The organism is Snodgrassella sp. CFCC 13594 (assembly GCF_001590725.1).
In the GTDB taxonomy this organism is placed as follows: Bacteria; Pseudomonadota; Gammaproteobacteria; order Burkholderiales; family Neisseriaceae; genus Snodgrassella.
Map to the genome: position 1 here is coordinate 1 of NZ_LQXR01000002.1, position 26,439 is coordinate 26,439.

Below are 26,439 nucleotides of genomic sequence, written 5' to 3' on the forward strand. Positions count from 1 at the left end.
GAACTCAAAAAACACCTGCTGAACTGAATCATGCAAACCAAACAATAAAAAACAAACAGCAAAAATGCAAAAGCCATTTATTCATTCACATCAGCCACAAAATTAAAAATTACTGCTCTTAGCAAAATGCCATCATGCCAAAAAATTTCATTCCTTAGTATGCGGCATAGATAGATCATTTTTTGTATTACTGAACAACAATGCAATTATTATCACAAAAGCATTGTTACCTGCCTGAATATTGTATAGATAAATAAAACTTGGTATTTCACGATAACAACATTCAATACAAATAAACGAGTTAATTCTCTTTGCTTCGAAAATACAGGGGCCTTTATCTTTCCCATTTAGCATCATCAAGTAATACATAAGATAGGCGAGCATGAGAAAGCAAAACCAATTAATGAATGACGCAATGGAATTTTAAACTACATTGGCATATTAACCAATATTTCTTCCCTTTTCTCCGATGCAAGCTGAGCTAATTTAATGGTTTCTTCCGCTAATATTCTGTAAACCACTTGCTCTTCTCGGGTCAATGTTGCCCAATGAATGGCAATTGTCTGAGCATCGCCACGCTGGATAGGTCCCGTCAAAACAGCTTCAGGGGGGTGTTTTTCCAATTGCGCCAGGTTTTGGGTCATCAATTGATTGACCAATTGTCGTGCCAACTGGTTTGGCAATGCTAATGGCGCTAGCATTTGCTGAGCAAAGTAATTCAATGTCACCAGAAAATTCGCACTTACCGACATAGCCGCATGATAGCGAGCCTTGTGCGCTGCACTCATTTCAAAGGCATGCAAGCCCGCATGGTGTGCCAATGCCTGCAGCACTGGCCGTGCGCTGAACGCCCCTTCAAATGCACATAAATGGCCAGACAACTGTTGCTGCGCCGAATTGGCATCGGCAAAAGCAAAAACGGGATGCAGAGAACCCAAAAGAGATGTGTGGTCAGCCAATGCAGACAAGGCCTGGCTGCTTCTGGCACCACTGAAATGCAATACTGTGGTGTTTGATTGAATGGCTACACTATCTGCCAATGCCATCGCCATGATTTCAATAGCATCATCTCGAACGCCGAGAACCACTATATCAGCAGGGGGTAAATCCGCTAACTGTACACACCACTGAACAGATGGCAATTGGGCGCGCAGCGCGGTGGATGCTGGAGAATGCGCATGCCGATTCCAGCTGCCTGAATAACATAAGCGCCACTTTGTTGCCATAACAGCGCTAAAGTTTGTGCCACTTTACCCACACCAACAAGATTAATCGTGCGTTTTTTCATTCCTAAATACCCTCAAGCGTGTCTGGCATCATTGAACCGCAAACGCCAACACGGTACACTCAACAAATTAAATTCTATCTCTTATTTATTGGTGCAGATACTTATGAAAGCTGCTTTTGAAGTCAAGTCTGCGCGGCTGGATGCTTTATCCATCCAACTGCAAACAGACGACTTAACCGCCATTGCGGCGGCACTAGAAGGTAAAGCCACACGTTTTGGCGACCTGCGCAACATGCCGTTTACACTGGATTTGCAAAACCTCAGCAACCCCGCATCTGTAGATTTAGGGCGATTGATTGCGGTGTTTGCACGATTTGGCCTGCGCATCATTGCCATTCGCCACCCAGATGCCCATTGGGCGACGTTAGCGAAGCAGTATCGTTTGGCTTTCAGCCAATTGCCAGAAGAAAAAGCCGACAAAACCATTCAAACTGTAGCAACTGCCATGGCAAGTGCCTCGGCGACTGCACCAACGCCCAATATCGCCCCCCCACAGGCAGTGACGAGCGCGCTGCCTACCGTGGTGATTGACAGACCCATCCGCACCGGCCAACAAGTTTATGCCGAAAATACCGATTTGATTGTCTTAGGCCTGGTCAGTGAAGGTGCAGAAATCATCGCCGATGGCAACATCCACGTCTACGGCCCTTTGCGAGGTAGAGCACTAGCGGGCGCTTCAGGCAACAAGCAAGCTAGAATTTTTGTACAATCTATGCAAGCAGAATTGGTCTCTGTTGCTGGTATTTATCGGGTTTTCGACCAAAAACTACCGCCCCATTTGGATCACCACGCTGTGCAAGTGTATTTACAAGATGACCGGTTGGTGATTGGCACCATTAAAGCAGAATAATTTTTCTACCATTTTTACTCTTCGTATTCCGACTTTCAATAAAGGAAAAACTGTGGCAAAAATCATTGTAGTCACTTCAGGCAAGGGCGGTGTGGGTAAAACCACCACCAGCGCCAGTATTGCAACCGGCTTAGCACTGCAAGGCCACAAAACCGCAGTCATCGATTTCGATGTTGGCTTGCGTAACTTAGACTTGATTATGGGCTGTGAACGCCGTGTGGTTTATGATTTAATCAATGTTATCCAAGATGAAGCCACCCTCAATCAAGCCTTGATTAAGGATAAACATTGCGACAATTTGTTTGTATTGCCTGCATCACAGACGCGAGATAAAGACGCATTAACACGCGAAGGCGTGGAAAAAGTGTTGAGCACGCTCACCAATGAAATGGGCTTTGAGTATGTGATTTGCGATTCCCCCGCAGGCATTGAACAAGGGGCATTGATGGCTCTGTATTTCGCTGATGAAGCCATCATCACCACCAATCCAGAAGTATCCAGCGTACGCGATTCAGATCGCATTCTGGGTATTTTATCAAGCAAATCACGCCGCGCAGAAAATGGGGAAGACCCTGTAAAAGAGCATCTACTGATTACCCGTTACTCACCGGAGCGAGTTGAGAAAGGCGAGATGCTTTCAGTTTCCGATATTTGTGACATTTTACGTATCCCGTTGATTGGGGTGATTCCCGAATCACAAAATGTATTGCAAGCTTCCAACTCTGGTTCTCCAGTGATTCACATGAATGATGCCGTAGCCGCTGAAGCCTATCGTGATGTTGTGGCCCGCCTTTTGGGCGAAGATCGCCCCATCCGCTTTTTGGAAGCAGAGAAAAAAGGCTTCCTGAAACGTTTGTTTGGAGGTTAAGCCATGTCTTTGATTGATTTAATTTTCGGCAAAAAGCAAACTTCCGCCAAAACTGCACGTGATCGTTTGCAGATTATCATTGCCCAAGAGCGAGCGTCTCATGCTCCCGACTACTTGCCAACCTTGCAAAAAGAATTACTGCAAGTATTGTCTAAATATGTACATGTATCTCTGGATGACATCCGCATTTCTCAGGAAAAGCAAAACGGAGTGGATGTATTGGCTTTAAACATCACCTTACCAGAAGACCAGAAAAAGGCAGGCGCATGACCTTAACGGAATTGCGCTATATCGTGGCGGTGGCTCAAGAAAAACATTTCGGCCGAGCCGCCCAACGCTGCTATGTTAGCCAACCCACGCTCTCCATTGCCATTAAAAAATTGGAAGAAGAGCTGGGCGTTTCCTTATTTGACCGCAGCAGCAATGAAGTCATGACAACGGAAGCAGGCGAACGCATCATTGAGCAAGCTCGCCGTGTGCTCGAAGAAGCTGACCTCATCAAGCATCTAGCCAATGAGGAGCAAAGTGAACTGGAAGGTGTATTCAAGTTGGGTTTGATTTTCACAGTGGCTCCTTACCTTCTGCCGAAGTTAATTTTATCGCTGCGGAGTATCGCACCCAATATGCCGCTGCAACTGGATGAGAACTATACCGATACACTCACTGAGTCGCTCAAGCGAGGGGAACTGGATGCGGCCGTAGTAGCAGAACCTTTCCAAGAACCCGGATTGGTCACCACACCTTTGTATGACGAACCTTTTTTTGTCATTGTGCCCAAAGGCCATGCTTTTGAAGATCTTGATGAAGTCAGCCCACACGAACTGTCGCAAGAGCGGGTATTGTTGCTCACAGAAGGCAATTGCATGCGCGACAACGTCCTTGCCAGCTGCAGTGAGTTGGCATCCAAGCAAAAAATTCAAGGCCTGGCCAATACCATCCAAGGCAGCTCCATCAACACCATCCGGCACATGGTTGCTAGTGGCCTGGGCATCAGTGTTTTACCAGCTACCGCGCTCACAGAAAACGACCATATGCTGTTTAGCATTGTGCCATTCACCCCGCCCACACCAGAACGACGCATTGTATTGGCATCACGCCGCAATTTCGTCCGTCCCAAAGCATTGTCCGCCATCCGCAGCGCGATTGTGTCATCCAAACTTGCCGGTGTGCGGTTTGTGAATGAGCCCAGCCACTGATGCAAAAAAGGACATCCGATTCTGGGTGTCCTTTTTCCATTAAAATAGATGTCCAGCATGGTCTATGCGAATCAACTACGGCCTTTCAGGCAACCTCAACAAAGCTGTACAAAATATTTTAGTCTACGTCGCAATTGCGTAAGCGTATTAAAAATTTCATCCATGAAGCTTCAACATAGCGCCAAGCCATGACTTTCATGAATGTAATCGCAACGCGCAATCATGGCGAGTCACTATTGTCGTTGCAACTCTTGTTTTAACGCGCGGATATTATTTTGCCGATCCGCCACACTTTGGCGCAACTTCCAGGCTTTTTGAGTGTTCCCTTGGTTTTGTGCGATTTTCAATTGTGTTTGTGTCGCCGCCAATGCTCTTTGTTCTTTGCTGATGTCGCGTTGAATCAACTGTTTGGGCGTGAGCGGCTTGGGCGGAGCCACCACCCTCGCAGGCCTCACCACTGGCACCGAAGTTTGGCGTAAGGTGGTTTTGGTGACGGGTAGTGGACTGGCTTGTCGTAGATGAGCATCAGGTATTTTCACAGGCTTAGACAAAACTGTCAGATCGCCGGCTCGACCAAACTCAGCCTCATACCACAACCGCTGCAATGCTTCATTGCCTTCTGCCGCCAGCTGTCCCACCGTCACCACAGGCGGGTGTTTGGCTTTTTGGCACAGAACATCCAAAGGCTGTGTGGTATAAGCGGCACGCGCTTCACCAATAGGACAGGCATACCATTCCAAAGCTTTTGTTTGCATGTCCCCAGTTGACGACGCCGCGGCCTCTTCTTTCATCATGGGCAGTTGCTCTTCAGCACTGGCCCATATGGGCGCGCAAACCAAGCCCACGACACAAACCCATTGCCCACCCCAACGATTGCCCATTTTCATTATCAGTATTCACAAAAATTAAAACAGCCCAAGCTCGACTCGGGCCGGTCTCATGCCCAAACACGGCACATTCCTTATTTTAACCAACTCCCTTGTATCCAGTAGGGGAAATAAACAGGCGTGATTATGCCTCTTCTGCCCATAAATGGACGCAAAGCAAGGGGAAAATTTTGCAAAATACCATGAATCAGCCCCACACATGCAGCAAGGTGAATAGCCCCAACAAGCAAAACAGCACGCAAGCACCAATCCGAATGGCCTTAAAGGGCAACCGCTGCATCAACCATGCTCCGAGGAAAATCACGGGCACATTCGCAATCAATAAGCCTACCGTACTGCCTGTAACCACAGAAAAAACATCATGATAGCGCGCTGCCAATAGAATAGTGGCGATTTGTGTTTTGTCGCCGATTTCGGCTAAGAAAAACAACACCAACGTGGCCGTAAAAGCACCATATTGTAGATAACGGCTGCTGACTTCGTCATCCTTATCTGGCTTAAGCAGCCACAGACCAACCACAATAAAGCTGGCGCCCACCACCCAACTCATCACCGATGGTGTCAACCAGCGCGCCAACTCCACGCCTAACCAAGCAGACACCACATGATTGAGCAAGGTGGCAACCACCATACCGGCAATAATGGCATATTTTTTGGCAAATCGAGCTGCCAAGAACAAAGTTAACAATTGGGTTTTGTCACCAATTTCGGCCAAGGCCACGGGCAACACGGAAGAAACAAACGCTTGCATCATACTCAAGATACCTTAGGCGGGCGACACAAAAGACACAGAAAACGCCCGCCTGAGGGGTTTTACCATGTCTTAAGTCTCGTTAATCCAGCCTAGGCTCGGACGCTGTGGCCATGTGCTGCTGCACAAATATGTTGACCACCGCTTCAGGCTCCCTGAAAAAGCCTGAAAAACTACTCCCTTAAGAGTGATGGCATCATAACTGAATCACCACCACACCACAACCCTATCCCCGTCAGTCATCAAACGCGGGCCTATAGCGCAGGCAAGCCCAATGGGCTTAATCCGGGTAGATCAGCAAACCCACGCTCCCGCACAATCTGGCAGAAATTATCTAAATAACTTTTATTGCCATCATCAACACGCATGGCCGCATACAATTCACTTTGCAGTGGTGGCTCTCCAATTTGGCGCGCCACCACATAACCTTTTTCCAAATAAGGCATCACCGTCCAATACGGCAGCGCCGCAATGCCTCGACGGCTCGCCACCAATTGAATAATGGCAATGGTTAACTCACTGTGGCGCCGCGGTGGATTGATGCCAACAGGAACCAAAACTTTACGCAACAAATCCAGCATGTCATCGGGTACGGGATAAGTAATCAGCGTTTCTTCGATAAAATCGGCTGCTTGCCACACGGGTTTGTCGGCTAAAGGATGGTCTTTGGCACAAATGCCCACCATTTCATAAGCAAACAACGGTTGATAGACAATACCAACCTGAGCCACTGCTTCCGAGACAATGGCCAAATCTGCACGGTGCGTCAGCAATAGGCCCACCGGGTCGGCCTGAAAGCCCGAAACAATGTCCAACTCCACATGCGGCCACAGCGGCCGAAACGCATCCATCGCCGGCATTAGCCAGTCAAAGCAAGTATGGCATTCCACAGCCACTCGCAACTCCCCAGCCTCTCCTTCGATAATTTGCGCCATGTCACGCTCCGCAGATGCCACCAAAGGCAATAAATCTCGGCCCAACTGTAACAAACGCTCCCCAGCCGGTGTAAACCTGATCGGATTAGACTTGCGCTCAAACAAAGGCGTGTCAAAATATTGCTCAAGCGCCCGAATTTGATGGGATAAGGCCGATTGCGTAAGGAATACTCGTTTGGCCGCCAACGACACACTGCCCGTCTCTTCCAGCGCCAACAAGGTGCGCAAATGACGCAATTCAACAATCGAATCCATCCCTTATCCTTTTAAATTCCAATTTTTTTCAGGCAGCTCATCTTGAGCTTGGATTATCGCTTCATGACCGCCCACTCTATCGACATCTGTGATGCCTCATCATGACGAATGCACTGGCATCATGAAGTAATACGTCCACAAACACCACCTAGAGTGGTTGATGACTAATGGTTAGTAACAACATCAACCCATCCCATAGAACAAATAATGCTAAGCTAAGTACAAAATTTTCATACACTACCCAAAATTTCAATTTGACAAATCTGAAGGACCAATCGCCGTATTTAAGTTCCGCTATTCAAGTCCCTGCGAGATTTAGCCAGTAGCTTTAGGCTGCCTGACAAACATCCTCATCAATCAGTATATATTAAAATTATTCATGCACCCCTGCAAAATTTATCGCTTGATTGGTCACATTATCTATCGCACACTGCCAGTATCTGATTCTTCATCCATTTTAAGGATTAAACATGAATACTTTCCACCTATCTGGCTATCCCCGTGTGGGCGCCAAACGCGAACTGAAATTTGCTGTTGAAGCCTTTTGGAAAGGCAACAAAACAGAACAAGAACTGCGCGAAGTAGCAGCAGATATCCGCAAAAAAAACTGGGCCACGCAAATCGCGGCTGGCGCGGATTTATTGCCAGTAGGCGATTTCTCTTTTTATGACCATGTTTTGGATACCTTGTGCGCGTTGGGTGCCATTCCGGCTCGCTTTGGTTTTGATGCTGCTCATTTGACCTTGCCCCAATATTTCGAGTTAGCCCGTGGCAATGCCACTCAAGTGGCCATGGAAATGACCAAATGGTTTGATACCAACTACCATTACATCGTACCTGAATGGCATCAAAACACCACATTTAAAGCAAATAGTCAAAACCTGATTGCCCAAATTAAGGAAGCTCAGGCACTGGGCCACGACATCAAGCCCACATTATTGGGGCCAATTACGTTACTGTGGTTAGGTAAAGAAAAAGATGTCGGCCACAACCGCTTGGAATTACTGTCTAAATTACTGCCTGAGTACCAAAAATTATTGCGCGAATTGGCTAATGCAGGCGTCGATTGGATTCAGATTGATGAACCAATTTTGGCTGTAGACGCAGAAAAGGAATGGCTGGACGCATTTGCGCCGACGTATAAAGAATTGGCCATCACGGGCACACGCATCATTTTGGGTACTTATTTTGCCAGCGTAGCCGAGCACGTTAGCTTACTAAAAAACTTGCCTGTGCACGGCATCCACATCGACTGTGTTCGCGCTCCAGAACAATTGGCTGTATTTACTGATACTTGGCCAGAAAACAAAGTCTTGTCTGTGGGCTTGATTGATGGACGCAACGTATGGCGCGCCAATCTGAGCGAAGTTATCGACACCTTGGCCCCCATTAGCGAAAAACTCGGCAATAATTTGTGGATTGCACCAAGCTGCTCTTTATTGCATAGCCCCCAAGACCTGGGTGTGGAAGAAAAACTGAATTCAGAAATCAAAACTTGGTTGGCTTTTGCTGCCCAAAAATTGGTCGAACTGGGTGTCATCAAACAAGCGTTGGCACATGGCAAAGACGCGGTCAAAGACGCTTTGACTGCTTCCGATGCAGCTGCGGCTGATCGCAAAACCAGTAAATTAATCCACAATGATGCCGTCGCACAGCGCCTTGCCGCATTGCGTCCCAATGCAGACCAACGCAAGAGCCCGTTTGCGCAACGCATTGAGGCACAATTGGCTTGGATGAATCTGCCTTTGCTGCCCACCACCACCATTGGCTCTTTCCCGCAAACGCAGGAAATTCGTCAAGCCCGCGCCGCCTTTAAGAAAGGCGAATTGAGCGCAGCGGATTATGAAACGGCAATGAAAAAAGAGATTGCCCATTGTGTAGATATCCAAGAAAAATTGGAAATCGACGTACCCGTGCACGGTGAAGCTGAACGCAATGACATGGTGGAATATTTTGGCGAACAATTGGACGGCTACTGCTTTACCCAATTCGGCTGGGTGCAAAGCTATGGTTCCCGTTGCGTGAAACCCCCAATTATTTTTGGTGACGTGACTCGGCCCAACGCCATGACGGTTGCTTGGTCTTCTTATGCACAGACATTGACCAAACGCCCCATGAAAGGCATGTTAACCGGCCCTGTGACCATGATGAAATGGAGTTTTGTGCGCAATGACGTACCGTTGAGCTTGGTGTGCAAACAAATCGCACTGGCTTTAAATGATGAAGTGCTGGACTTGGAAAAAGCCGGCATTCGGGTAATTCAGATTGATGAACCTGCCATTCGTGAAGCCATGCCACTCAAGCGTGCACAATGGGATGAATACCTGAAATGGGCTTGTGAATCGTTCCGACTCACCTCCAGCGACGCTGAAGACACCACGCAAATCCACACGCATATGTGCTACTCTGAATTCAATGACATTTTGCCAGCGATAGCCTCTATGGATGCTGACGTGATTACCATCGAAACCTCACGCTCTGACATGGAGTTGCTGGATGCATTTGTGAAATTCCAGTATCCGAATGACATTGGCCCAGGTGTGTATGACATTCACAGCCCACGCGTCCCCACGGAAGCTGAAGTAGAACATTTATTGCGCAAAGCGTTGGACGTCATCCCAGCTCGCCGCCTGTGGGTTAACCCAGATTGCGGTTTAAAAACACGTGCTTGGCCGGAAACCATCGCCGCGTTGGAAGTAATGATGACCGTCACCAAAAAGCTGCGCCAAGAATTGGATGCTTAAATTTCAGGCAGCCTAAATCGACCCAACCGCCACGGATTGCTGCGTGGCGGTTTTTTTATGATTCTATTATTGATGTTGGGCAACAACGCACCCCATGTTAAAACCACAATAAACACGAACACCAGCAACGCCTAATCCCCTTGCACGGGATGGGTGAAGCCATTATTTATCACGCTCATGCAAACCACAACATCATGAATTTATTGCCGAGTACATAATCAAAAATCGACTCTTGCACCACCCATCTCAGTGATGACTCAACCTGTGATGCACATTGATGGCGTAAAAGCAGCGTCCTTCCCCTTATATGCATACCCCCGCCAACGGCCAAGAAGCAATAAAAAAGGCAGCCCGAAGGCTGCCAAAACATCACAGAAAGCACAAATCAGTGGAATTGATTCATAGTATTGTCTTTGCCTGAGGCTTTTAGTGCAGCATCTCCGGCAAAGTATTCTTTGTGATTATCACCAATATCAGAGCCAGCCATATTCTGGTGTTTCACTGTGGCAATCCCTTGTCGGATTTCTTCCCGTTGAACACCTTTTACATACGCCAACATACCCAAATCTGCGAAATACCCTTTGGCCAGATTATCAGTTGACAAAGCCGCGGTGTGATAAGTAGGCAAGGTGATTAAATGATGGAAAATCCCTGCTTCGCGAGATGAGTCGCGTTGGAAGGTGCGTATGCGTTCATCGGCTTCTTTAGCCAAATCTGTATCATCGTATTCCACGCTCATCAGCTTGGCACGATCATAAGCCGCCACATCTTTGCCTGCTTCTTGCCAAGCATCGAATACCTGTTGGCGGAAATTCAAAGTCCAATTGAATGAAGGACTATTGTTGTATACCAATTTGGCGTTGGGCACCGATTCACGAATACGATCCATCATGCCTTTAATCTGGCCAATATGCGGTTTTTCGGTTTCAATCCAAATTAGGTCAGCACCATTTTGCAAAGCGGTAACGCTATCCAAAATACAACGCTCTTCACCTGTGCCTTTACGGAACTGAAACAAATTACTGGGCAGGCGTTTCGGCCGCAGTAGTTTACCTTCACGTTTAATCACCACATCACCATTGCCCAAATCAGCGGCACTGATTTCTTCGCAATCCAAGAAACTATTGTATTGGTCACCCAAATCACCTGGCTGCTCGGTCACCGCAATTTGCTTGGTCAAGCCAGCACCCAAAGAGTCTGTACGCGCCACAATCACCCCATCAGTCACACCCAATTCCAGAAAGGCATAACGCACGGCATTGATTTTGGCCAAAAAATCAGCATGGGGTACAGTGACTTTGCCATCTTGGTGGCCACATTGCTTTTCATCAGACACCTGATTTTCAATCTGAATACAGCAGGCACCAGCCTCAATCATTTGCTTGGCCAATAAATAAGTGGCTTCGGCATTACCAAACCCGGCATCAATATCCGCCACAATCGGCACCACATGGGTTTCAAAATGATCAATCTGCGCCAAAATTTCTTTTGCTTTGGCCGCATCACCAGCATTTTGCGCCCGATCCAAAGCTGTAAACAGCAAATCCAACTCACGTTGATCGGCTTGACGCAAAAAGGTATACAGCTCTTCAATCAAATCAGATACTGCTGTTTTTTCATGCATGGATTGATCCGGCAGTGGGCCGAATTTAGAACGCAATGCAGCCACCATCCATCCCGATAAGTATAGATAGCGCTTATTGGTGTGTTTCAGGTGTTTTTTGATGGAAATCAGCTTCTGCTGACCAATGAAGCCATGCCAGCAACCCAAAGACTGGGTATATTGACTGGAATCTGCATCGTATTCAGCCATGTCGCGGCGCATGATGGCAGCGGTGTATTTAGCGATGTCTAACCCTGTTTGAAATTGATTCTGGATGCGCATACGGGCCACGGCTTCAGGACTAATGGCGTGCCAACTTTTCCCAGCTTGCTGGATTTCTGTGGTGGCTTTGTTGATTTCTTCTGAGTATTTCAGCATGGTAATCCTTTGCTTTCTGTCTGCGGTATTTTTCTTAGAAGGCACCCAAACTGGGTACGGTGTCGACAATGTAACCGTTTTTATTCTGCATGTGAAGCCGAAAAATAAAAAAAATTTTATTGTTTTCATAGTATTGCGAATATGAAAACAAAAATGTTCAAATGTAGTTTATTGTAATTGTTTTGAGAAAATACGCTGATTATTTGGCAAAAAAAACCCGAAAACCACCGAATTCATGTTCATTATTGCGCCGCACCATACAAAATAATGGCTAATTACTACATTTGATTACATTTTTCAGGCAACCGTGACGCCACAAAAATCAAATTAATGATTATTAATCATTGGGTTTAAACGGTTTATTGAAAATTACATCGACATGGCTCAATGAGATAGGCCAACCCGACTTGTTGCCAAATGCGCAAAAGCCCATGCGATTCTGTTGATCCGAATGGCATGGGCTTATTGATGTATCAATACAATCAACGATAAAAAGAAGCGGTCCCTTCGGGGCGGGTTTTGAATCGCTTGTGTAACCAATAATATTGAGCTGGACATTCGCGAATGCGCGCCTCAATAAAATCGTTCATGCGCTGGGTATCGGCCACCATATCATCACTGGGGAAATCAGACCAGGCAGGGTAGAAGCGTAACGTCACACGCCCATCCGCTTCCCGAGTGGGGATGGCAGGCACGATTTTGGCATGGGTTAGCGCCGCAATACGACTCAACCCAGCAATGGTGGCCGTGGGAATGCCGAAAAAATGAACGAAGATCGATTCTCTGCGGCCAAAATCCTGGTCAGGTAAGTACAAAAAAGGTGCGGTAGTGGCCTTAATTTTTTTAATAATGGCACGCAACCCTTCTGTGCGCCCCACCAAAAATACGTTGCGGTAACGCTCACGCCCCTTCAAAATTTGCGCATCCAATGCTTTGTTTTTCTGATGCGCGTACACACTGATCAAAGGTATATCTTGATTCAGAGCATATACGGCTGCTTCAAAAGCCGTGAAATGGGGATACAGAATAATGACTTTTTCCCCAGCCGCCAAGACATCATCCAGATGGTGCTTATCTTGATACCGAACCAACTGGCGCAATCGTTCAGCAGAGCCATACCAATATAAGCCATATTCCAACAACAACATGGCCATGTGGTAAAAATGCTGCTTGAGCAAAGTGCGTCGCGCGCGCTCGGTTTTTCCGGAAAGCACAGGCGCAAGTTTATCAACCCGATGCGCCGACGTGGCACCACGCCGTAATACGCAAGCCAGCCCACCACTCGGGCCAGAGCATGAATCGCACGCAAAGGTAACCATTGCACCGCATACAAAACGGCGAAAGCCAATTTCATCATAACCATTTCAGGCAACCTGCTGCCCACCCGTGTTCGACCAAAAGCATTGTAACATCTCCCCCTCTGCATGCTGCCGCCAAGCCGAAAATGGCAACGGATTGCTTTATAATGGAAACATTACAGTCAGGCAACCCACACTAAGGATTAGGATAATGACCACACTGGGCACGGCGCTTACGCCATCCGCTACCAAAGTTATGCTTTTGGGCGCAGGCGAATTGGGCAAAGAAGTGATTATTGAACTACAGCGATTGGGCGTAGAAACCATTGCCGTTGACCGCTACGAGCACGCGCCCGCACAGCAGGTGGCGCATCGAGCCTATACCATCAACATGCTTGATGGCGCCGCCTTACGGGCGCTAATCGAACAAGAAAAACCTGATTATATCGTACCGGAAGTAGAAGCCATCGCGACACCAACCTTGGTGGAACTGGAACAAGAAGGCTTTACCGTCATCCCCACCGCACAGGCCACACGACTCACCATGAACCGAGAAGGTATCCGCCGTCTCGCCGCCGAAGAGTTGGGCTTGCCCACCTCGCCTTATCGCTTTGTCGATAACAGCGCCGATTTTCAGGCGGCCGTGATGGAGATTGGCCTTCCGTGCGTTGTTAAACCCATCATGAGTTCGTCGGGGCACGGCCAAAGCGTCATCAAGTCCACAAGCGACATTCTGGCCGCGTGGAACCATGCCCAACAAAATGGTCGAGCCGGAGCCGGGCGCGTCATTGTCGAGGGGTTTGTGGATTTTGACTACGAAATCACCCAACTCACAGTGCGCCATGCCCGTGGTACCAGCTTTCTCGCTCCCATCGGCCACCAACAAGTAGCGGGTGACTACCGCGAATCATGGCAACCCCAATCGATGACGGCCGCCGCAATGGCAGAGGCGCAACAATTGGCAGGCAAAATCACTTCAGCATTGGGTGGCTACGGCATTTTTGGCGTGGAACTATTTGTTAAAGGAGATCAGGTCATCTTCAATGAAGTGTCGCCGCGACCCCATGACACAGGCTTGGTAACCCTGATTTCACAAGAGCTATCCGAATTCGCTTTGCATGCCCGTGCCATTTTGGGTTTACCCATCCCCGAACACATTGATGTCATCAGCCCATCGGCATCTAAAGCCATCGTGGTGGAAGGCGATTCACACAATGTACGTTTTGGCGGTTTGGAACACGTTTTGGCCGAACCCCACACGGGACTCCGTCTCTTTGGAAAAGGAGAAGTACACGGGCACCGCCGCATGGGCGTGGTATTGGCACGCGATGAAACCACCGATGCAGCGCGAGAAAAAGCCCGCCGAGCTTACGCAGGCTTGGACATTCAGCTGTAATTGCCTCTATTTTATATACGCAAGATGGGTGCAGCATGCCAAAAGAACCCGTCATGAATATTGGAGATAAGGTGCAATATATAAGGCTGCCTGAACATTGATTGATTCAGGCAGCCCGTATCAAGATGCACCCGCTCGCTGCTATTGCGTCGCAATGCGATAAAGCTTGCCGCTGTCAGTGATTGCATAAAGCGCACCATCCACGCCATTGGCGACATCGCGGAACCGTTCACGCTTATCCACGAGCAAGCGCTCTTCACCCACTACCTTGCCATTGTCCAGCACCAGCCGAACAATGTGCTGGCCACTGAGTGCAGCCACAAATAAATTGCCCTGCCATTCTTTCAGGCTGCCTGAATAAAAAACCATGCCACTGGGCGAAATCACCGGATCCCAATAATAAACGGGCTGCTCAGTGCCTTGTTTTCGAGTAATCCCTTGTCCCACTTTGGTACCCAAATATTCGATACCATAGCTGACGTCACCCCAACCATAATTTTGAGCAGCCACAATGCGATTGATTTCATCTCCGCCTCGGGGCCCATGCTCAGACGACCAAAGTTGTCCTTGCTCATCGAATGCCAATCCTTGCGGATTGCGCAGGCCATAGGCATAGATTTCAGGCTTAAAGCCGCGCTTGGCCAAAGGGTTATCAGGTGCGGCATGGCCTTCTTTGGTGAGCCGGAGAATTTTGCCCAAATCATTGTTGCCCTGCTGCGCCAAAGCGCGCATTTTTTTGTCAGACCGCTCACCAGTACTCACATACAGATACCCATCAGGGCCAAATGCCAATCGGCTGCCATAATGTTTGTCGCCATCATAAGCGGGCGCTGCTCGGAAAATCACTCGTGCCTGCGTCACGATGCCTTCATTCAAATTCAATACACCTTTGCCCACCGCCGTCAGATTGCCTTTACCCACAGGTTCGCTGAACGTCCAATAAATCACTTGGTTTTGGTCGAACTGCGGATCCAAGACCACATCCAACAAACCACCTTGCCCACGCGCGTCCACTCGCGGCAAGCCGCGGATGCGCTGCCGTGTCTGCCCATTCGCAGACAAGAGCCATAAAAATCCTGATTTTTCGGTAATCAGCCATTGCCCATCTGGCAAAGCAACCATGCCCCAAGGCCGACCTAAATCATGAGCCAGTAACTTGGTTTGATAGGGCGTACGGGTGTGCACCGAAGCCACCCGAGTTTGCCCAGCAAACGCAGGTTGATAATGGGTATTAGGGGCGCCCGTTTCGACTGAAGACGCAGCAGCAGAATGCACCGATGGCGCATGGCAAGCCGTCATGATCAACAGTGCACCCAAGGTGCATCCCAATGATGATTTCATGGTGTCCCCTCTCTTCTCTAAACCAACATTTACGAAGGCAACAGAGGCGCCCTATTCAAGCAGCCGGTAAAACTACCTGAATTCATTTTTCATGTCGGTCGGCGCAACGCCTTTATAGCGATTGTAGCCAAACAAATATTGCTCTGGGAAACGTGCCACCCAAATCGCCACATTGTCATTGATGATTTGCGCATCGTGTGCCCGTTCGCCATTCAACGTCCCTTCCAGCGGTGCCACATGCAAAGCGAAACCACGACCGCCAGGTAGGCGTTCACCACAGAAAAATAACGTGGTGACATCCGCAGTGCGGGCCAAACGGGAAGCCAAAGTCATGGTGTAAGCTGGGCGGCCAAAAAAGCGCACCCATACCCCTTCGCCTGTTTTGGGCACCTGATCAGGCAAAACAATGGTGGCTTCGGCATTTTTCAGCGCCCGCACGACTTGTTTTACCCCTTGCATGGTGGCAGGCGCCGTATGCCCATTGTCGCGCACACGCCCAGCGTTCATCACCCCTTCTAGCCAGCGCACTTTAGGCGGGCGATACATAGCGGTCAACGGGAAAGGTAAGCGTTCACTGATAAAACGGCCTGCCAAATCATAACTGCCCAAATGCGGGGTGATCAGCAACAATCCTTGCTTTTGCTCAATGGCTGCCTGAATGTATTCCCAACCGTGAACTTCCTTAAACAAAGACACAATATGTCGGCTGGAACGCGTCCACGCTACCGTCAATTCCAAACCACCTTTCATCGATTCTTCACACACCGCACGCACCAACTTGCGTTCGTCTTGGTCGTTGGCAGCAAGTTTGCTAAAATGCACATTTTGTGTAATGAGCGCGCGTGAGCGGGTGGCACAGTGAAAACCCAGCCAACCCAAAAATGAACCTATACCGTGCAATATCGGCAGCGGCAACCATGCCACCAGCGCAAACACACCATAAACCAACTTTTGCATGCATCTGCCTCGTTATATTAAGACACCTTATTGTAGCAAAAGCCCCGAATAACTGCCCATTTGGCTGCCTATGCAGCCGAAAGAACCTAAATCATCATGAGTGAATTTCTGTTTACGTCTGAATCGGTATCCGAAGGCCATCCGGATAAAGTGGCGGACCAAATTTCCGACGCCATTCTGGATGCCATTCTCAGCCAAGATTCCACGGCACGCGTGGCTGCAGAAACCTTGGTCAACACTGGCCTATGCGTTCTTGCTGGGGAAGTGTCCACCACCGCCCATATAAACTACATCCAAGTAGCACGCAATACCATTAAACGCATTGGCTACAATGCCTCAGAAATGGGCTTTGATGCCGATGGTTGCGCCGTCATGGTGTGCTATGACGAGCAATCCCCAGACATTGCCCAAGGCGTGAATGAAGGCGAAGGTGTGGATCTAGACATGGGCGCGGGCGACCAAGGCTTGATGTTTGGCTATGCCTGCGATGAAACACCCACACTGATGCCTTTCGCGATTTACTATGCCCACCGCTTAATGCAGCGCCAAAGCGAGGTGCGCAAAAGCGGCGTACTGCCGTGGCTACGCCCAGATGCCAAAGCCCAATTAACGTGTGTGTATGATGCAGCAACAGGCAAAGTCAAACGCATTGATACCGTGGTGCTTTCCACACAGCATGAGCCGCAAATTGAACGCGAAGCGTTGATTGCGGCGGTTAAAGAACACATTATCAATCCGGTTTTGCCCGCAGACATGCTCACTGCCGAAACCAAATACCTCATCAACCCCACCGGCCGTTTTGTGATTGGCGGCCCACAAGGCGACTGCGGCTTGACCGGTCGTAAAATCATTGTCGATACCTACGGCGGTGCCGCACCGCATGGTGGTGGTGCCTTCTCAGGCAAAGACCCCACCAAGGTAGACCGCTCTGCTGCCTATGCTTGCCGGTATGTGGCCAAAAATATCGTGGCCGCAGGCTTGGCGCGACAATGCCAAATTCAAATTTCTTACGCCATTGGCATTGCTCAACCCACCTCGATCGCCATTGATACCTTTGGGACAGGCGAGGTCAGCGAAGACAAACTAATTGAATTGGTGCGCGCCCATTTTGATTTACGCCCCAAGGGCATCATTAAAATGCTCGATTTGCAACGCCCGATTTACAGCAAAACCGCTGCTTATGGCCACTTTGGCCGTGAAGAGCCGGAATTCACGTGGGAGCAGACGGATAAAGCCGCTATTTTGCGAGCCGCGGCTGGCTTGTAATACCCAATCTTAACCTAATCAAAAAGGCTGCCTGAAACACCATTCAGGCAGCCTTTTCATCTGAGTTGGGCAACCATATTGCCCTCATAAATACCGTATTTTCGATATTCGCGCCTCTGCTGCGCAACCTCCGCCACGACTTACCACGGCAGGAACACAGCACATAGGCTGCACACTTTTCAAAATGGTCATTTCGGGATGGTTATTTGATGGACACTTCAGGTACTGGGATGACTTCGCGGCTAATTTTTTCACGCGGAGGCATCACATTGGCCACGCCCACCACCACCTTTTCACCACGTTGATTGGTGACGATGGTGTTGATTTTTACCCATTTGCGTTTGTCATCCTTCTCCGTGACGGTTAAGGTGGCCGTCACCGTATCACCCACATAAACTGGGCGGCGAAATTGCAGATCTTGGCCTAAATAAATCGACCCCACACCTGGTAAGCGAGTGCCGATGACGGCGGAAATCAACCCCGCCGTCCACATACCATGGATAATCACCTTTTTAAATGGCGTTCCAGCCGCATAATCCGCATCCATGTGCGCAGGGTTGGTATCGTGGCTGGCTGCAGCGAAAAGCGTGATGTCCGCTTCACGCACGGTTCGGGTTAGGCTCGCGCTCTGGCCGATACTCAATTCATCATAGGGGATATTTATCCATATATCACTCATGCTTGACTCCTGGGTGGTTTAATAAAGGCATGGTGCTGTCCAACAAGGCGACATCTGCTTGCATTATGCGGCCTTGCTGCCACAAACGTCCACCCATCCTGATGGATGAAGCAAGCACCCAAAAGCCGTTTACCCATAGCCACATCGAATCCAGCAAAGCCAATCGAATTGCACCATCATCAATGCAACAACAATGGCATGGCCACGGCCCTGCACTTCCTCATCCTAAATACGTCTACAAACCACCTTCCCGATGTGTGCATGATGAAGCATCCTGAAGCCAAGTACGGGTACTTCCATGGCCGATTCAAGCCCATCTCCTGCTATTTCAGGCAGCCTAAATCAACACCAAGATGACATTTGGCGCATATCCCGCTAAGCTTGCCCACTTCCACGTTTAACCCCTCTGCTCACTGAATTTATCTGCCTCATGAATATTACCCACATCATTGCTCAAGAATTAGCCGTCCATGCTACTCGCGTTCAAGCCGCGATTGATTTACTTGATGAAGGCGCGACCGTGCCATTTGTGGCGCGCTACCGCAAAGAAGCCACTGGCGGATTGGATGACATTCAGCTACGCGAATTGGCCGAGCGGTTACAGTATTTACGAGAACTGGCCGAACGCAAACAAACCGTGATTAAAAGCATCACCGACCAAGGCAAGTTGACAGCTGAATTGGCCGCAGAGATTGACGCGGCCGACAACAAAACCACGCTTGAAGACCTATATTTACCTTATAAACCCAAGCGTCGCACCAAAGCGCAAATGGCCCGTGAACATGGTCTGGCGCCACTGGCCGATGCCTTGCTCCATCACCCGGAACGGCTGCCTGAAAGCGAGGCAGCCGCTTATTTAAATGAGCACATCCCCGACGTAAAAGCAGCGCTCGATGGTGCGCGTGCCATCTTGATGGAAACTTTTGCCGAAGACGCAAGCCTGCTTGGCCGCTTACGTGAGCGGCTATGGCATGACGGCGAATTGCGCGCCAAAGTCATATCAGGACAAGAAACCGCAGGCGAAAAATTCAAAGATTATTTCGATCATCGGGAGCCCATTAGCCGCATGCCCAGTCATCGTGCTTTGGCTGTGCTGCGCGGCCGCAATGAAGGCGTATTGACACTCAATTTACACTATCAACCTGACGACATACCGCTCACCACACCCAGTATCTATGAGACGTTGATTGCACAGCAGTTTGGCATAGCCGATTTGGGTCGTAGCGCCGATAAATGGCTGCGCGATACAGTACGTTTGGCTTGGCGCGCCAAGTTATTTTTGACGCTGGAACTGGAAGCGCTCAACCGCCTCAAAGAAACAGCCGATACCGAGGCCATTCATGTATTTGCCCAGAATTTGAAAGATTTGCTGCTGGCAGCACCGGCAGGACGGCTGACGACTCTAGGACTGGACCCAGGCATTCGCACGGGCGTAAAGGCCGCAGTGGTGGATGACACCGGGAAGCTATTGGATACCGCCACCATCTACCCGCACCCGCCCCGCAATGATTGGGCTGGCGCATTAAGTACACTTGCCACCCTCGTCAAAAAATACAACATCAAACTCATTGCCATAGGCAATGGCACTGCCAGCCGCGAAACCGATAAATTGGCTGCAGAATTGATAAAGGGGCTACCTGAAAGAACACTCCACAAAATCGTGGTTTCGGAAGCTGGTGCATCGGTTTATTCAGCATCGGCATTGGCCGCCAAGGAATTTCCGGAATTGGACGTCAGTCTGCGTGGCGCCGTATCAATTGCCCGGCGTCTGCAAGATCCATTGGCCGAATTGGTGAAAATCGATCCCAAATCCATTGGTGTGGGCCAATACCAACACGACGTCAATCAAAGCCAGCTGGCCAAAAGTTTGGATGCCGTAGTGGAAGATTGTGTGAATGCTGTGGGGGTTGACGTGAACACAGCATCGGTGCCGCTGCTGGCTCGAATTTCTGGACTCAATCACACCCTCGCGCAAAACATAGTCAGCTACCGCGATCAAAATGGTGCATTTGCGCACCGCCGCGCTTTATTGAAGGTTGCGCGTTTGGGAGATAAAACCTTCGAGCAAGCCGCTGGATTTTTACGCATACATGGCGGCACTGAGCCTTTGGATGCGAGCGCGGTGCACCCCGAAGCCTATGCAGTAGTGACCAATATGCTCACCCGCATCGGTCTTAAAGCGCCTGAGTTGATTGGTAATCATGGCGCCATTTCACGCTTAAAGCCCACAGATTATATTGATGTGCGCTTTGGTTTGCCCACCATCCGCGATATTTTGGCCGAATTGGAAAAACCCGGTCGCGATCCACGCGGCGAATTTCACACGGCCACTTTTGCCGAAGGCATTGAAGACATGAAAGACCTACGCCCAGGCATGGTATTGGAAGGTGTCGTCAGTAACGTAGCAGCATTTGGCGCCTTTGTGGACATCGGCGTTCACCAAGACGGCTTGGTTCATATTTCGGCTTTGGCCAATCGTTACGTGGCAGATCCACGAGAAGTGGTTAAAGCGGGAGCAGTCGTGAAAGTAAAAGTATTGGAAGTGGACGTTGGCCGTAAACGCATTGCGCTGACCATGCGGCTGGATGATGACGACAACGGCACAACCCGCTCGAATACGCGCACAACTGCTTCTTCAGGCAGCCCCAAAACGCGACCAAACAATACACCCAAGCCCAACAACAACGCCATGGCTGAAGCTTTTGCCAAACTCAAACGCTAATCGCAAGTGGTCGTCATAGTCGGCAAGAATGGGCTGTGCCACAGGCAATCGAATCAGTTGTAGTACATGGCAAAGATAATTGGCAAGCGTAGCAAAGGAATCTACACCAGCCTGCTAGACAAGCGCTGGTGGCCTTGATTCGGCTACTTGAGATGGCTCAAAGCAAAATTTTGGCGAACACGCATCAGCAAAGTCATCAATATCCGTCGATTGCTTTTTCAGGCAACCCTTGGCGGGCACTCAAAGCCGCTCATGGGCAATCTGCAGCCGTAAACGTTGCCATCCGCTCGCTATTGTCAGCAAATCGATATATATATATAAATAAATGCAAAACCACTGGTTAAAATGCCCTTGGTGGCGGCATAGCCACAGTTGGGTTCCTGGGCGGCACGTTTGACTGCAGTTTCATCAAAGTCGTGGCTGATACAATCGCGGCCGATACGCTATAGTAATAAACAATATGGCGCCCCACTCGCTCTGCGCGGATCACGATAACTTGCTCTTGCCTCAGCGGTAAAGCTTTTGTGACCACATCAATTGCTGATCAACAAATATGGTCATCACCGGATCAATCTCCACAGGCATGCGCGCGCTATTAATACTGATGGCAGCTTGATTATCATGAGGATGTTGATCGAGACAGGCTACCACTAGGAAAACCTATCGAAACATTGCCGATCCCTTGAAGACGCCACCACAAAACCTGCTTGGGGGTAAAAAAATAACGCCATTAAGGCGCTATTTTTAACACAGATAAAACCCAAACAAAAAGTTGCTCTATGGGCATTCTTTTGAAATTTCAGGCAGAGCGCGACGCAAAGACGCCCAGCCCATACCCAAGCTGGCGCGCTTAGTGGTAATCAGAATCGCCAAAGCATATGGTTTTTCCGGAACAATGGCCATAAAGTGGAACGTGCCATCGGTGGTCATTTGGATTTCTTGAATCGAGTGTGCTGTTGGTTTGTTGCGCTGCTTGGCCAGCATTTCTTCTACCATGGTCACGGTACGGCCTCGGAACATATCTACTGCCGCGGCAGACACCGCATCCAAATAAGTTTGATCGAAATACGGTACTTGGTGATAAACCTCTAAAAGCATCCCTGTAGACAAATCGACTACCGCCATGGCGATGGCACCCGAAACTTCACCATAAATGTCTTGACAGATTTTATTTAAACTCATGTTAATATCCTAGTGGTTTGTGTTGATTATTTATTATTTTAAATACCGTTGTATTATACCTTTTTAACATATTTATTGTCTGCCTTTAATTCAGTTTAATTAAGGTCTTCTTATATAAAAAACCAGATTCTGCCAAGTTTTAGCAAGCATAAATCACATCAATCATTAGCATGACATTAAGCTGTTTTAAATAGGATTAAAAAGCAACCATTAATAAAGTATCAGTACTGTTTATTGCCAATCAAAACATTTTGATTATTGGATCGTTGCCGTCACCGTTTCATCCCCTGATCACTTTGCTCCAAGCATGTTTGTTTGTGGACCATATGAGCCCACAAATACACGACCCATTCCACACCCCAAACATACTGGATAGCCGCTCATTCATCTTGTGCCCAGAAGCAGCCACACCCCGTTAACCGAAATGAATTTTGGTAGCATAGACACAACCAAAGAGCATCATTATCATGTTGTGAAATAGGATGGTTATACACCATGACACACAAAAGTTTATTGGCCTTGTCTTTGGGTACATTTGCACTGGGCATGGCCGAATTTGGCATGATGGGCATCTTGCCTTATGTGGCCACAGGGTTGTCGATTACACTGGCCCAAGCAGGTCACTTGATTTCAGCATATGCCTTAGGCGTGTGCTTTGGTGCTTGCTTTTTGATCTTCGCACACCGTATTCCCCTAAAGCATATCCTCCTAGGGTTAGCGATAATGATGGCATTGGGCAACACACTGGCCGCATTGGCACCCAATCAATCATTTTTACTGGTTGCACGTTTTCTGTCTGGCTTACCCCATGGTGCTTATTTTGGGGTCGGCTCAATTGTAGCAACGCAATTGGCCCCCGCCGGAAAATCCACGCAAGCCGTGGCTGTGATGGTGGCGGGCATGACCGTCGCCAACTTACTGGGCGTGCCTTTGGGTACCTTTGTAAGCCAATACATTAGCTGGCGTTTGGTATTTGCTTTGGTGGCCGCAGTAGCGGTAGCTCTCTGGTGGGCGTTGCGTCGCTGGATCCCCGATTTAGCCAGTTTGCCGAGCAGCGGCCTGCGCGACCAATTCCGTTTTTTGGGTACGCCAGCACCCTGGCTTCTATTGGGTGCCACCTTGCTGGGCAACGGCGGTATTTTTTGCTGGTACAGCTACGTTCACCCCATGCTCACTCAAATTGCCGGTTTTTCTGAGAACCAAGCGGGTGGATTAATGATGTTAGCCGGCGCAGCATGGTAGCGGGGAATGTATTGGGAGGCCAATTATCTGATCGCTATACACCGGGGAAAGTGGCTTCCATTTTGCAACTGGTGGGCGCAGCAGCATTGTTGCTCATCTTTTTTACGGCGCACATACCGGCTTTGGCGGTGATATGGATGTGCGTCTGCACTTTTTGCCTGTTTGCTGTTTCCAGCCCACAGCAACTATTGTTATTGCGTTATTCACCGGGCGGTACATTATTGGGTGCGGCGGCGGTGCAGATGGCATTCAATTTAGGCAACGCACTGGGGGCGTATAATGGCGGTTTAGCCATCAGCCATCATTGGGGCTTACCCTACACCGCCTTGATCGGCGTACCCATGGCTTTGGCTGGTTTTGTGTGTTTGGCCTATTTTCACCGTCACTGGGAATTAATACCGCGACGGCAAGCAGCACAACCCAAGGACGCTTCATGAGCAATCATTCGCATGTCTTAGATGACCAACAAAAACTTTTGCTGGCCATAAAAAACAACAACAAAGCAAATCAATGTCAATATTGGCAAGCGCTATCAGCGCAAGCAGGGTTTTCCAATGAATGGACAGTGGCCGCAAGGCTAGGGCAGCCCGCCTATACCGATGAACAAGCCCACATGGTGGCTAGCTTATTTGGTCGCTGTTAATCCACCATTACGCACGACAACCAAGATCACCGCTTATTTCAGGCAACCTTTGCACACATGACCCATCCACTCGTTGAAACCCATCCTTTGCCGCCTTTTTTACCGCCACATGCCCGCTTATTGATGCTGGGCAGCTTTCCGCCGCCGCGTGCACGATGGAAAATGGATTTTTATTACCCCAACTTGCAAAACGACATGTGGCGCATCTTTGGTGTGGTGTTTTTTAATGACGCCGATCATTTCCTTTTATCCAACAAAAAAGGCTTTGCCGAGACAAAATTGCGCGATTTCCTGTGGCAAAAAGGCATTGCCATTAGCGACACTGCCCAATCCGTTATTCGCCTACAAAACAACGCCGCCGACAAATATTTGCAGATACAAGAAGAAGTGGATTTAGCCGCCTTGTTGCGTGCGTTACCGCATTGTGAGACGCTGCTCACCACCGGAGAAAAAGCCACCGCCACTTTATTGCGCCTGACTCAGGCCACGCTGCCCATACCTGCGGTAGGGGCGCAATTGTCATGGCGCTTTGAAAACCGCGACTTACATCTCTTTCGCCTGCCCTCATCATCCCGTGCTTATCCTTTGGCGTTGGCCAAAAAAGCCGCTATTTATCGGCAATTTTTCAAAGACATCGGCCTACTGACCCATTAATCAACACCAAGACGACCCAGACAGCCTATTGCCAATCCAAGCCCACTTAGAGAAAAACCACACATGAAAATTCTGATTTTTGGCGCCGGCGGTGGCGTTGGCCATCATTTAGTACAACAAGCCTTGGACTATGGTGACGAAGTTTGGGCAGTGATGCGCACAAACAGTACGCCACCAACCAAGACCCAAGGACTACACATACTTCATGCCGATGTATTGATAGATTCAGAAGTTAAGGCAGTCATACAAGAGGCAGGTTTGGTGGACGCCGTGGCTTCGTGCCTCAACACCCACCAAGGGGTTCAGCCTGGCAATGAATTAGCCCGCATGCTGGCCAATATCACTGCGGCCATGCAACACCACGGGTTAAAGCGCATGGTATATTGTGCATCCGCAGGCATAGAAGGCGAATTGGCGGGGGAGCGAGGGCAAGCTGCCATGCACTTTTTGCGCCACCCATTGGCCGATCACAAAGCGGCCATCGCCCACATCCACCAAGCGCACTTGGATGCCACAATAATCCGGCCAGTGGGTTTGGCAGATGGAGCGGCCAGCGGCCATTACGTTGAAACCGGCTCAGGCTTACCGCCCCAAGGTAGCGGTCGGGTATTGCGTGCTGATGTGGCGTCACTGATGCTCAAAGCATTGCATGATGATGCCTATATTGGCAGTTCAGTGGCCATCAGTAATTAACCACAGGCTGCCTGAACAACTCTTGCCTGCATTTTTTTAATCGTTTTTAAGGACAATGGGTGAACTGGTCGCTTTTATTGGCCAATTATGGCTATTGGGCGGTATTTGTGGGCGCTTTTTTTGAAGGCGAAACCGTGATGCTGCTCGGCGCTTATGCCGTGCACCAGCATTTTCTACAGCTTTGGCCGCTGATTTTAACTGGTGCTGCTGGGGGCTTTGTGGGCGATCAGTTTTATTATTTATTGGGTCGGCATGGCGGCCGGCCGTGGCTCGACAAACGCCCCAAATTGTTGCGTCAATTCAACCGAACCAGCTCATTCATTGATGCCCATCCTCTGATCACCATCATACTCATGCGGTTTGCCTGGGGGCTGCGCACCATCTTGCCGGTAAGCTTTGGCATCAAAGCGTATTCACATTGGCGATATACGCTAGTCAATGCATTAGCATGCATGCTGTGGTCAACCATCATTGTACTGTTAGGGGTCAAAGCCAGCGTGTATGTGCACCAATGGCTAGGCGACATCAAGCCATATAAGCACGTTTTGTTGGGCTTGATGGCGGTGCTGGCTACTGCAATGTTGGTGTATCACTTGTGTCGCAAACGCTAA

The 26,439-nt window shown here is 49.1% G+C and carries 25 protein-coding genes and 1 pseudogene; 14 read left to right on the forward strand and 12 right to left on the reverse strand.

What is annotated here, in order from left to right:
* Nucleotides 1-428 precede the first annotated feature (428 nt).
* Both A2F46_RS01680 and A2F46_RS12430 read right to left on the reverse strand, forming a co-directional pair.
* Nucleotides 429-1,052 (reverse strand): DUF2520 domain-containing protein, encoded by a 624-nt coding sequence (locus A2F46_RS01680; RefSeq protein WP_066565921.1) that lies wholly within the window; start codon nt 1,050-1,052, stop codon nt 429-431.
* Between the two features lie 59 nt (nt 1,053-1,111).
* Nucleotides 1,112-1,288 carry a hypothetical protein gene (locus A2F46_RS12430; RefSeq protein ID WP_197457520.1) on the reverse strand — a complete coding sequence of 59 codons (177 nt, stop codon included), beginning with the start codon at nt 1,286-1,288 and terminating at the stop codon, nt 1,112-1,114.
* Nucleotides 1,289-1,391: 103 nt separating this feature from the next.
* Between A2F46_RS12430 and minC the strand changes: the two genes are divergently transcribed.
* The 4 genes from minC to A2F46_RS01700 are packed head-to-tail and all read left to right on the forward strand — an operon-like array spanning nt 1,392 to nt 4,202.
* Nucleotides 1,392-2,138 (forward strand): septum site-determining protein MinC, encoded by a 747-nt coding sequence (minC, locus tag A2F46_RS01685; RefSeq protein ID WP_066565923.1) that lies wholly within the window; start codon nt 1,392-1,394, stop codon nt 2,136-2,138.
* A gap of 52 nt (nt 2,139-2,190) precedes the next feature.
* Entirely contained in the window at nt 2,191-3,006 is an 816-nt protein-coding gene (minD, locus tag A2F46_RS01690) for a septum site-determining protein MinD (protein WP_066565924.1), read from the forward strand.
* A gap of 3 nt (nt 3,007-3,009) precedes the next feature.
* The gene (minE, locus tag A2F46_RS01695; RefSeq protein WP_066565925.1) at nt 3,010-3,276 is read left to right on the forward strand and encodes a cell division topological specificity factor MinE; all 267 of its coding nucleotides are present in this window, start codon (nt 3,010-3,012) and stop codon (nt 3,274-3,276) included.
* Complete coding sequence (locus A2F46_RS01700; protein WP_066565926.1) at nt 3,273-4,202, forward strand: hydrogen peroxide-inducible genes activator; 930 nt, start codon at nt 3,273-3,275, stop codon at nt 4,200-4,202. The genes minE and A2F46_RS01700 overlap by 4 nt, the downstream gene beginning before the upstream one ends.
* 233 nt (nt 4,203-4,435) lie before the next feature.
* On the opposite strand, the gene A2F46_RS01705 is transcribed toward A2F46_RS01700, so the two are convergent.
* The 3 genes from A2F46_RS01705 to A2F46_RS01715 form a co-directional block, all read right to left on the reverse strand.
* A complete protein-coding gene (locus A2F46_RS01705; RefSeq protein WP_156471533.1) occupies nt 4,436-5,089 on the reverse strand; it encodes a hypothetical protein in 654 nt (217 codons plus the stop codon).
* Nucleotides 5,090-5,276: 187 nt separating this feature from the next.
* Entirely contained in the window at nt 5,277-5,840 is a 564-nt protein-coding gene (locus A2F46_RS01710) for a TMEM165/GDT1 family protein (protein WP_066566405.1), read from the reverse strand.
* Between the two features lie 254 nt (nt 5,841-6,094).
* A complete protein-coding gene (locus tag A2F46_RS01715) occupies nt 6,095-7,030 on the reverse strand; it encodes a LysR family transcriptional regulator (protein ID WP_066565931.1) in 936 nt (311 codons plus the stop codon).
* Nucleotides 7,031-7,500: 470 nt separating this feature from the next.
* Here A2F46_RS01715 and metE point away from each other — a divergent pair, with 470 nt between their 5' ends.
* Nucleotides 7,501-9,774: a 5-methyltetrahydropteroyltriglutamate--homocysteine S-methyltransferase gene (gene metE, locus A2F46_RS01720; RefSeq protein WP_066565933.1), complete on the forward strand. Its 2,274-nt coding sequence runs from the start codon at nt 7,501-7,503 to the stop codon at nt 9,772-9,774.
* A gap of 385 nt (nt 9,775-10,159) precedes the next feature.
* Here metE and A2F46_RS01725 read toward each other — a convergent pair whose 3' ends face one another.
* Nucleotides 10,160-11,755, reverse strand: coding sequence for an isocitrate lyase (locus A2F46_RS01725; protein WP_066565936.1), 1,596 nt, complete (start codon nt 11,753-11,755; stop codon nt 10,160-10,162).
* A gap of 482 nt (nt 11,756-12,237) precedes the next feature.
* Nucleotides 12,238-13,109 (reverse strand): annotated as a pseudogene (locus A2F46_RS01730) (lipid A biosynthesis lauroyl acyltransferase).
* 155 nt (nt 13,110-13,264) lie between these two features.
* Here A2F46_RS01730 and purT point away from each other — a divergent pair.
* Nucleotides 13,265-14,449 carry a formate-dependent phosphoribosylglycinamide formyltransferase gene (gene purT / locus A2F46_RS01735; protein ID WP_066565937.1) on the forward strand — a complete coding sequence of 395 codons (1,185 nt, stop codon included), beginning with the start codon at nt 13,265-13,267 and terminating at the stop codon, nt 14,447-14,449.
* A 141-nt stretch (nt 14,450-14,590) separates the two neighbouring features.
* Here purT and A2F46_RS01740 read toward each other — a convergent pair whose 3' ends face one another.
* Nucleotides 14,591-15,790 (reverse strand): PQQ-dependent sugar dehydrogenase, encoded by a 1,200-nt coding sequence (locus tag A2F46_RS01740; RefSeq protein ID WP_066565938.1) that lies wholly within the window; start codon nt 15,788-15,790, stop codon nt 14,591-14,593.
* Nucleotides 15,791-15,862: 72 nt separating this feature from the next.
* Nucleotides 15,863-16,747 carry a lysophospholipid acyltransferase family protein gene (locus tag A2F46_RS01745; RefSeq protein ID WP_066565940.1) on the reverse strand — a complete coding sequence of 295 codons (885 nt, stop codon included), beginning with the start codon at nt 16,745-16,747 and terminating at the stop codon, nt 15,863-15,865.
* A gap of 96 nt (nt 16,748-16,843) precedes the next feature.
* Between A2F46_RS01745 and metK the strand changes: the two genes are divergently transcribed.
* Nucleotides 16,844-18,013 carry a methionine adenosyltransferase gene (metK, locus tag A2F46_RS01750; RefSeq protein ID WP_066565941.1) on the forward strand — a complete coding sequence of 390 codons (1,170 nt, stop codon included), beginning with the start codon at nt 16,844-16,846 and terminating at the stop codon, nt 18,011-18,013.
* A gap of 202 nt (nt 18,014-18,215) precedes the next feature.
* On the opposite strand, the gene A2F46_RS01755 is transcribed toward metK, so the two are convergent.
* Nucleotides 18,216-18,692: a MaoC/PaaZ C-terminal domain-containing protein gene (locus A2F46_RS01755; RefSeq protein WP_066565945.1), complete on the reverse strand. Its 477-nt coding sequence runs from the start codon at nt 18,690-18,692 to the stop codon at nt 18,216-18,218.
* Nucleotides 18,685-18,855 (reverse strand): hypothetical protein, encoded by a 171-nt coding sequence (locus tag A2F46_RS12250; RefSeq protein WP_156471534.1) that lies wholly within the window; start codon nt 18,853-18,855, stop codon nt 18,685-18,687. The genes A2F46_RS01755 and A2F46_RS12250 overlap by 8 nt, the downstream gene beginning before the upstream one ends.
* A gap of 267 nt (nt 18,856-19,122) precedes the next feature.
* Here A2F46_RS12250 and A2F46_RS01760 point away from each other — a divergent pair, with 267 nt between their 5' ends.
* A complete protein-coding gene (locus tag A2F46_RS01760) occupies nt 19,123-21,414 on the forward strand; it encodes a Tex family protein (protein WP_066565947.1) in 2,292 nt (763 codons plus the stop codon).
* Nucleotides 21,415-22,191: 777 nt separating this feature from the next.
* Here the strand turns inward: A2F46_RS01760 and A2F46_RS01770 are convergent.
* On the reverse strand, nt 22,192-22,596 hold the full coding sequence (locus tag A2F46_RS01770; RefSeq protein WP_066565951.1) for a hypothetical protein: 405 nt from the start codon (nt 22,594-22,596) through the stop codon (nt 22,192-22,194).
* A gap of 495 nt (nt 22,597-23,091) precedes the next feature.
* Between A2F46_RS01770 and A2F46_RS12435 the strand changes: the two genes are divergently transcribed.
* The 6 genes from A2F46_RS12435 (at nt 23,092) to A2F46_RS01795 (ending at nt 26,439) form a co-directional block, all read left to right on the forward strand.
* Complete coding sequence (locus A2F46_RS12435) at nt 23,092-23,838, forward strand: MFS transporter (RefSeq protein ID WP_197457521.1); 747 nt, start codon at nt 23,092-23,094, stop codon at nt 23,836-23,838.
* The gene (locus A2F46_RS12440; protein ID WP_197457522.1) at nt 23,832-24,275 is read left to right on the forward strand and encodes an MFS transporter; all 444 of its coding nucleotides are present in this window, start codon (nt 23,832-23,834) and stop codon (nt 24,273-24,275) included. The genes A2F46_RS12435 and A2F46_RS12440 overlap by 7 nt, the downstream gene beginning before the upstream one ends.
* Nucleotides 24,272-24,481 carry a hypothetical protein gene (locus tag A2F46_RS01780; protein WP_066565952.1) on the forward strand — a complete coding sequence of 70 codons (210 nt, stop codon included), beginning with the start codon at nt 24,272-24,274 and terminating at the stop codon, nt 24,479-24,481. Before A2F46_RS12440 ends, A2F46_RS01780 begins: the two co-directional genes overlap by 4 nt.
* A 57-nt stretch (nt 24,482-24,538) precedes the next feature.
* The gene (locus tag A2F46_RS01785) at nt 24,539-25,135 is read left to right on the forward strand and encodes a uracil-DNA glycosylase family protein (RefSeq protein WP_066565956.1); all 597 of its coding nucleotides are present in this window, start codon (nt 24,539-24,541) and stop codon (nt 25,133-25,135) included.
* A 63-nt stretch (nt 25,136-25,198) separates the two neighbouring features.
* The gene (locus A2F46_RS01790; protein WP_066565959.1) at nt 25,199-25,828 is read left to right on the forward strand and encodes an NAD(P)-dependent oxidoreductase; all 630 of its coding nucleotides are present in this window, start codon (nt 25,199-25,201) and stop codon (nt 25,826-25,828) included.
* Between the two features lie 59 nt (nt 25,829-25,887).
* Entirely contained in the window at nt 25,888-26,439 is a 552-nt protein-coding gene (locus A2F46_RS01795; protein WP_066565960.1) for a DedA family protein, read from the forward strand.